A 7,516-nucleotide genomic window follows, 5' to 3' on the forward strand; every position below is an offset into this window, starting at 1 on the left:
TGCAGGCCAACGATCAGCGCTTCGCCTTCGCGCGCCGATGCGCCGGTCAGAGCCTGGATGTTTTCGAGGTGGGTCACGAGCACGATGTTATCGGAGCCGGAATAGTTGCGGATGATGTCCATGACGGCCGCGACATCGGCTTCGCTGGTGGCCTCGGTCGGCTTGTCGAGGGCGGCCATCGGCTCGACCTTCTGGTCGTCGAAGGCGAGGCGTGCGGTTTCCAGTGTCCGGCAGTAGCGGCTTGCCAGAATGCGCTCGACGGGCGCCGCGCGCGCGGCGAACAGCGCGCCGATCTTTCGCGCCTGCTGGCGGCCGCGATCAGACAGATTGAGCTGGGTCGCGCATTTTTCGATGTCGAAGTTGGCCGGCTCGACCGCGCCGGTGGTCATTGCATTGCGCAGCAGTACGACATGGCCGCCATTGCGCAGCAGTGCCCACCCGGCTTCGGTGGCATGTGCGGGCAGCGCACCGAACAACAGCATGATAGCAATGGCAAATCTGAGCATGAATGGTCCCGAACAGGCGATGCGGATATAGGGATGCCAAAGTCGATTGAAAGGCAAGGCGACGGTAAATGATGTTCGCCGACGGTCGTATCCTGGCTTGATCGCGGTTGCCCATGGGGCAATGCTCCGCCAAGCCGATTCTCCATTTTGCCAGAGCGCTGATGTCACCACTCGTTGAAACTGTGCTCTTCGTCTTCGGTCTTGTGGCTTTGGGGTATCTGTCAGGCGTCACCGGCTATATGCGCACCCAGACTGGCGACGCACTTTCCGAATTCGCCATCGGCGTGGCGCTGCCGCTGCTTTTGTTCCGCACCATGATCGGCGCCGATTTCCACGGATCGGCGCCTTGGGCGCTGTGGGCCACCTATTTCGCTGCCGTAATCGTGGCCTGGACTGCCGGCCACCTGGTGATGACGCGTTTGTTCAAGCGCGACGGACAGGTGGGGGTTGTCGGTGGTGTGTCCTCGGCCTTTTCCAATCTCGTGCTGCTTGGCATTCCCTTCATGCTCGGCGTCTTTGGGCAGGAGGGGTTTGAGATCCTGTCCCTGATCATCTCGGTGCACCTGCCGACCATGATGATGGCCTCGATCATTTTGTTTCAGCTGTTCGGTCCGCGCCGCAGCGAGCCGGTGCATCCGCTTGAGATAATTCGTGATTTCTTGCGCAAGATACTGACCAACCCGTTGATCATCGGCATCCTGGCAGGGCTCGCCTGGCGTGCAACTGATTTGCCGCTGCCGGCGCTTGCGAACCGCTTCGTTGATGCGCTCGCCAACATCGCCGGCCCGGTGGCCTTGTTTGCGATGGGGCTTGGGCTCAGAAAATTCGGCATATCCGGCAACGTCAGGCCGGCATTGGCGTTGTCGGTCCTTAAATTGTTCCTGATGCCGGCGGTGGCATTGCTGTTTGCCTGGCTTTTCGGCCTGCCGCCGCTGCCGGCCAAGGTCGCGGTGGCTGCAGCGAGTCTGCCTTCGGGCGTCAATTCTTATCTGATCGCCATCCAGTTCGGCACCGGCCAGGCTCTGGCCTCCAACCAGATGACGATTGCCACAGCCTGTGCCGTGGTGACAACCGCGTTCTGGCTGATGGTTGCGACCATGGTATTTGGTTGACGCTGGACCAACGTATCTGTGCCATAATTCGATTGATCGCTGACCCGGCGGCACGTTACTAATTTTGCCGAGCGCACCGGACGTTGGACGTTCTGCCGGACGGTATTTCGACAAAGTTCACGATCAGCCCGCGTCCCGCTGACGCCATAACAGGAGGCGAAGCCATGCTTCAGAAAACCAGCCATTTCATGCGGCAGGCCAATCTCATCAACGGCGAATGGGTGCAGGCCGATTCCGGCAAGACCATCGATGTGAACAATCCGGCGACAGGGCTCAAGATCGGCACGGTGCCTCGTTCCGGTGCGGCTGAGACGCGCCGCGCCATCGAGGCGGCGAACGAGGCCTTCAAGACCTATCGCAAGACCTCGGCCCTCGAACGCTCGAAACTGCTGCGCAAGCTGCACGATGCCATCATGGACAATCAGGACGCGCTGGCCGAGCTTTTGACCATCGAGCAGGGCAAGTCGCTGAYCGAGTCCAAGGGCGAGATCGGCTCGTCGGCAGCCTACGTGCTGTGGTTCGCCGAAGAAGCCCGCCGCACCTATGGCGACGTCGTGCCGTCGCCCTGGGCCGACCGCCGCATCCTCGTCACCAAGGAGCCCGTCGGCGTCATCGCAGCGATCACGCCGTGGAATTTCCCGTCCTCGATGCTGTCGCGCAAGCTAGGACCTGCACTCGCCGCCGGCTGCACCGCCGTCGTCAAGCCGGCCTCGCAGACGCCGTATTCGGGCCTCGCCTGGGGAGCGCTGTGCGAGGAAGTCGGCTTCCCCAAGGGCGTGGTCAACGTCTTGACCGGCTCGGCCGGCGAGATCGGCGACGAGATTTGCGCCAATCCGCTGGTCAAGAAGATCACCTTCACCGGTTCGACCGAGGTCGGAAAGCTGCTGATTGAGAAATCGGCATCGACGGTCAAGAAGGTGTCGATGGAACTCGGCGGCAACGCGCCCTTCATCGTTTTTGACGACGCGGATCTCGACCGCGCGGTCGAAGGCTCGATCACCGCAAAGTACCGGAATTCTGGCCAGACTTGCGTCTGCACCAACCGCTTCTTCGTGCAGGCCGGCATTTACGACAAGTTCGTCGAGAAGTTCGCGGCTGCCTCGAACAAGCTCAAGGTCGGTTCCGGCCTCGATGAAGGTGTCCAGCAAGGGCCGCTGATTGACGAAAAGGCTGTCGAAAAGGTCGAGGAGTTCATCTCCGATGCCACCGCCAAGGGTGGCAAGGTCGTTGCCGGCGGTAAGCGCCACGCGCTCGGCGGCTCGTTCTTCCAGCCGACGGTGATCGCCAACGCCACGCCGGAAATGAAATTCATGAAGGAAGAGATATTCGGGCCCGTTGCACCGGTCTTCCGCTTCGAGACCGAGGAGGAGGCCATCGCGCTCGCCAACAATACCGAGTTCGGCCTCGCATCCTACTTCTACACCGGCAATCTCGGTCGTGCCTTCCGGGTCATGGAGGGGCTGAAATACGGCATGGTCGGCGTCAACGAAGGACTGATCACCACGCCTGAAGCGCCGTTCGGCGGCGTCAAGGAATCCGGCCTCGGCCGCGAAGGCGGGCACCAGGGCATCGAGGACTATCTCGACACCAAATATGTCTGCATCGGCGGGCTAGGGCTCTAAGCCCGAATTGATCTTGGCCAAATGACTACGCGCGGCGTCTTTGACGTCGCGCGTTTTCTTTGCAAGGTCCTTCACAAGACGAGTCCGAAAAGCCAAGCAAGCCGCTGTTTCAATAGCATTTTGAATTTTGAACACTGCGCCGCCGCGCTGCCGCTTCCAGAATGGCTTTCCACAGCTGGCTGCGCCATGTTGCCCGTCAATGATTCAGGCTGGCCGGGAAGGCGGCGCTGGCCGCATTCGTTGTCAGCAGGATCGAGGAGGGCGAATTGACATCGATATGGCGTTTGATCGTTGGGGGAATYGGCCTCGTCTCGCTCGCGGTGGGCGTCTTGGCTGCCGTCTATCTGACAGCACCTGCGGCGCCGGGACCAGACCTTACGCGCTCGAAGACTTCCGCCAAGGGCCTGTTCTCGGTGGCGATCGCACCCGAGGTGGGCGAGATCAAGCAAGGCGAACTGCATTCGTGGCTGGTGACCCTCAAGACGCGGAAGGGCATTCCGGTCGAGGACGCCAAGATCATCATCGGCGGCGGCATGCCCGAACACGCTCACGGCTTGCCAACCAGCCCCGAGGCGACAGCGTATCTAGGTGATGGCCGCTACCGCATCGAAGGCGTGAAATTCTCGATGAGTGGCTGGTGGCAGTTGAAGTTCGGCATTTCGTCTCCGGTTGGGTCTGACCAGGCCACCTTCAATCTGGTGCTGTGAGGTCATGAAACGCAGCCTGATCATATGCGCTGCAATCGCCATGTCGGTTGCTGCCGTGGTGGCAGGCTGTAGCCGGCAAGAATTTACCGAGGCGGAAAAGCGCACCATCGCCTCGATGTCGCTTTCAACACTCGCGCCACTGCCGCCCGATCCGACCAATCGATTTGCCGACGACCCAGGTGCTGCGGCGCTCGGGGCCACCTTGTTCTTCGATACCGGCATGAGCCGGGACGGCAATGTTGCCTGCGGCACCTGCCACAAGATCGACCGGCAGTTCCAGGACGACCTTCCGCGCGGCGWGGGCGTGGCTGAGACCAACCGGCGCACCATGCCGCTTGCAGGCGTGGCGCGCGATCCATTCTTCTTCTGGGACGGGCGGCGCGACAGCCTGTGGGCGCAGGCGCTGACGCCGCTTGAAAACCCGCTCGAACATGCCGGCAATCGCGCTGCTTACGTGCACTATCTCAAGCGCCGTTTCGGCGAGCGTTATGAGCGCATTTTCAGGCCGCTGCCCGCTCTGTCAGCTGTGCCGCCGAACGCCGGACCGTTCGGAACGCCATCCGAGCAAGCCGCCTGGAAAGCAATGACCGAGCAGCAACGCCAAGATGTCGACCTCGTCTTTTCCGACATCGGCAAGGCGATTGCCGCCTTCGAGCGTTCGATCACCCATGGCCAGACGCGTTTCGACCGTTTCGCGGATATCATCGCCAAAGGCAGCACGCCGGCGGGTGACAATGCCCTGTCGGACGAGGAACAGGCGGGCCTCAGGCTTTTCATCGGCCGGGCCAATTGTTCGACCTGCCACACCGGGCCGCGTTTCACCGACAATCATTTCCACAATACGGGCATTCCGCCGGTTGCCGGGCTTCCTGCGGATCGCGGACGAATTGCCGTTGTGAACGAGGTGCTTGGCGACCCGTTCAACTGTTTCGGCAAGTTCCGCGACGGCGGTGACGAGGCCTGCGGCGAGCTCAAATTCATGCAGAAAAGCGCGCCGGAACTGATCCGCGCTTACAAGACACCGTCGCTGCGTGGGGTAGCCGATCGCGCGCCCTATATGCATGCGGGGCAGTTCGCGACGCTGGATCAGGTCCTCGACCACTACACCAAGGCGCCGGCAAGCGTCGAAGGCACCTCCGAAATCCACCCCGTGGCTTTGTCGGATCGCGAACGCGCGGAGCTGATCGCGTTCCTGAAGACGCTTTCTGACTAGATAGGTTGAATAGATAGGCTCAGCGGTCCTTGACCGTCTCCATGGCCACGAATGTCGACGTCTGGGCGACATGGGGCAGGGCGGAGATACGCTCGCCGAGCACGCGCCTATAGGCGGCGATGTCCTTCGTTCGCACCTTGAGCAGATAGTCGAAACTCGCCGCCATCATGTGGCACTGCTCGATTTCGCGCACGGCGTGGACCGCGCGGTTGAAATCGTCGAGGGCGGCTGAGCGCGTGTCGGAGAGCTTGACCTGGACAAAGGCGACATGGCCTTCGCCCATGCGCTCGCTGTCGATGATGGCCTGGTAGCCCCTGATGTAGCCATCCTTTTCCAGTCGTTTGACGCGCGCCTGCACCGGGGTCTTGGAAAGTCCGACTTTTGTGGCAAGCTCGGCCATCGACAGGCGTCCGTCGCGTGAAAGGGCGAACATGATGTTGCGGTCGATGCGGTCCAGTTGGTCTTCTGGCATGAAAATGGCAGCTCAATTGGCGATTTAGGAGCGTCAATCGTAGACGATTAGGACTGGAAAGTCGAATTCTTTGGACCGACCAGATTTGAGGCGATGTGCTAGTTTTGGACAAAGGCTCGGCAGCGAGTTTCCCGCCGGGCGCAGCCTCAATTTGCTCGACAGGAACGCCATGCCAGCGCTTGACCCGATCCGCCAGGAAATCCGCGCCAACTACCTCCCGGATGAAGCTGAAGCCTTGAAGAGGCTGTCGGCGACAGCCGCTCTTTCCGTCGAAGATCGCAAGGCTATTTCCGCCCGCGCCGCCGATCTGGTGCGCGCCGTGCGCGGCTCGACCGACCCACGTCTGATGGAGGTCTTCCTCTCGGCCTACGGTCTTTCGACCAAGGAAGGTGTTGCGCTGATGTGCCTGGCCGAGGCGCTGCTGCGCGTACCCGACACAGAGACGATGGACGACCTGATCCGCGACAAGATCGCTCCGCACGACTGGTCGTCGCATTCGGGCGGTTCGAGCTCGATCTTCGTCAATGCCTCGACCTGGGCGCTGATGCTGACCGGACGCGTGCTTGACGAGGGCGAGGGCTCGATCRAGCGCACACTACGCTCGATGGTTCGTCGCTTGGGCGAGCCGGTCATCCGCAAGGCGGTCGCTGCAGCGATGCGCGAAATGGGCGAGCAGTTCGTGCTTGGCCGCACGATCACTGAAGCCGTCAAGCGCGGCCGCTCGATGATCCAGAAAGGCTATCTCTATTCCTTCGACATGCTGGGCGAGGCCGCCCGCACCGAAACTGATGCGCTGCGCTACCACCGCGCCTACGCCGAGGCGATTTCGTCGCTCGACAACGGCACCAACGGTCCCGACATCCGCTACAACCATGGCATTTCGGTCAAGCTTTCGGCGCTGCATCCGCGCTACGAAGTCTCGCACAAGGACGAGATGCTGCCGGTGATGGCGGAGCGTCTGCTGTCGCTGTGCCTGGCCGCCAAGCATGCCCGCATGGGCCTCAACATCGATGCCGAAGAGGCGGATCGCCTCGATTTGTCGCTCGACGTGATTGAGCGCGTACTGGCCGACCCGCAGCTCGCTGGCTGGAACGGTTTTGGTGTGGTTGTCCAGGCTTACGGCCCGCGCACCGCATTCGTGATCGATTGGCTCTATGCGGTCGCCAACAAGCTCGACCGCAACATCATGGTGCGCCTGGTCAAGGGTGCCTATTGGGACACCGAGATCAAGCGCGCCCAGACGCTCGGCCTGCCGGGCTATCCTGTGTTCACACGCAAGGCCAACACTGACGTCTCCTACATGGCTTGCGCCCGCAAGCTTTTGTCGATGACCGACCGCATCTACCCGCAATTCGCTACCCACAATGCCCACACTGTCGCGGCCATCCTGTCGATGGCCAAGGACCGCACCTCGTTCGAGTTCCAGCGGCTGCACGGCATGGGCGAAGCGCTGCATGAGACGGTTCGCAAGGCCGAAGGCACGCGCTGCCGCATCTATGCACCAGTCGGCGCGCATTCCGATCTGCTCGCTTATCTGGTTCGCCGCCTTCTCGAAAACGGGGCCAATTCGTCCTTCGTGCACCAGTTGACCGACGAGGATGTTGCACCGGAAGCCATTGCCCGCGACMCGCTCGAGACGGTGGAGACGCAGGGGCCGGCCTCCAATCCGTCGATTCCGGCACCTGCCGCGATCTTCGGCCTCGGCCGCAAGAACGCAAAGGGCTGGGATATCACCGACCCGGTGACGCTTGCCGCACTCGACAAGGCCAGGGCTGAATTCAAGGGCCCGGACCGGTGGACGGCAAAGCCGATCACCCGCGCCGCCGGCTATGGCGCGTCGCGTCAGGTGATCAACCCGGCAAAGCCGCAGGACGTTGTCGGCAC

At 61.8% G+C, this 7,516-nt stretch carries 7 protein-coding genes; 5 read left to right on the top strand and 2 right to left on the bottom strand.

From position 1 onward, the window contains the following. On the bottom strand, positions 1-506 hold a 506-nt coding region (locus AC1DUU_RS17855; RefSeq protein ID WP_476784742.1), incomplete at its 3' end, for a histidine phosphatase family protein. Between the two features lie 161 nt (positions 507-667). Here AC1DUU_RS17855 and AC1DUU_RS17860 point away from each other — a divergent pair. From AC1DUU_RS17860 to AC1DUU_RS17875, 4 genes are all read left to right on the top strand, one after another. Further along, positions 668-1,618 carry an AEC family transporter gene (locus AC1DUU_RS17860; RefSeq protein WP_476784743.1) on the top strand — a complete coding sequence of 317 codons (951 nt, stop codon included), beginning with the start codon at positions 668-670 and terminating at the stop codon, positions 1,616-1,618. 164 nt (positions 1,619-1,782) lie between these two features. Next, the gene (locus AC1DUU_RS17865) at positions 1,783-3,240 is read left to right on the top strand and encodes an NAD-dependent succinate-semialdehyde dehydrogenase (protein WP_476784744.1); all 1,458 of its coding nucleotides are present in this window, start codon (positions 1,783-1,785) and stop codon (positions 3,238-3,240) included. Between the two features lie 266 nt (positions 3,241-3,506). Beyond that, a complete protein-coding gene (locus AC1DUU_RS17870) occupies positions 3,507-3,947 on the top strand; it encodes a FixH family protein (RefSeq protein ID WP_476784745.1) in 441 nt (146 codons plus the stop codon). A gap of 4 nt (positions 3,948-3,951) precedes the next feature. After that, complete coding sequence (locus AC1DUU_RS17875; protein WP_476784746.1) at positions 3,952-5,160, top strand: cytochrome-c peroxidase; 1,209 nt, start codon at positions 3,952-3,954, stop codon at positions 5,158-5,160. Positions 5,161-5,179: 19 nt separating this feature from the next. On the opposite strand, the gene AC1DUU_RS17880 is transcribed toward AC1DUU_RS17875, so the two are convergent. After that, positions 5,180-5,632 carry an Lrp/AsnC ligand binding domain-containing protein gene (locus AC1DUU_RS17880; protein ID WP_476784747.1) on the bottom strand — a complete coding sequence of 151 codons (453 nt, stop codon included), beginning with the start codon at positions 5,630-5,632 and terminating at the stop codon, positions 5,180-5,182. A 169-nt stretch (positions 5,633-5,801) separates the two neighbouring features. On the opposite strand from AC1DUU_RS17880, the gene AC1DUU_RS17885 reads away from it, so the two are divergent. Continuing rightward, the coding region (locus tag AC1DUU_RS17885) for a proline dehydrogenase family protein (protein WP_476784748.1) at positions 5,802-7,516 on the top strand (1,715 nt) is incomplete at its 3' end.

The sequence above is a fragment of the Aminobacter sp. P4_H6_2 genome, assembly GCF_056400805.1.

Coding starts and splice junctions, on each gene's coding strand:
- AC1DUU_RS17860 (WP_476784743.1), top strand. CDS start 668: ATGTCACCACTCGTTGAAACTGTGCTCTTCGTCTTCGGTCTTGTGGCT.
- AC1DUU_RS17880 (WP_476784747.1), bottom strand. CDS start 5,632: ATGCCAGAAGACCAACTGGACCGCATCGACCGCAACATCATGTTCGCC.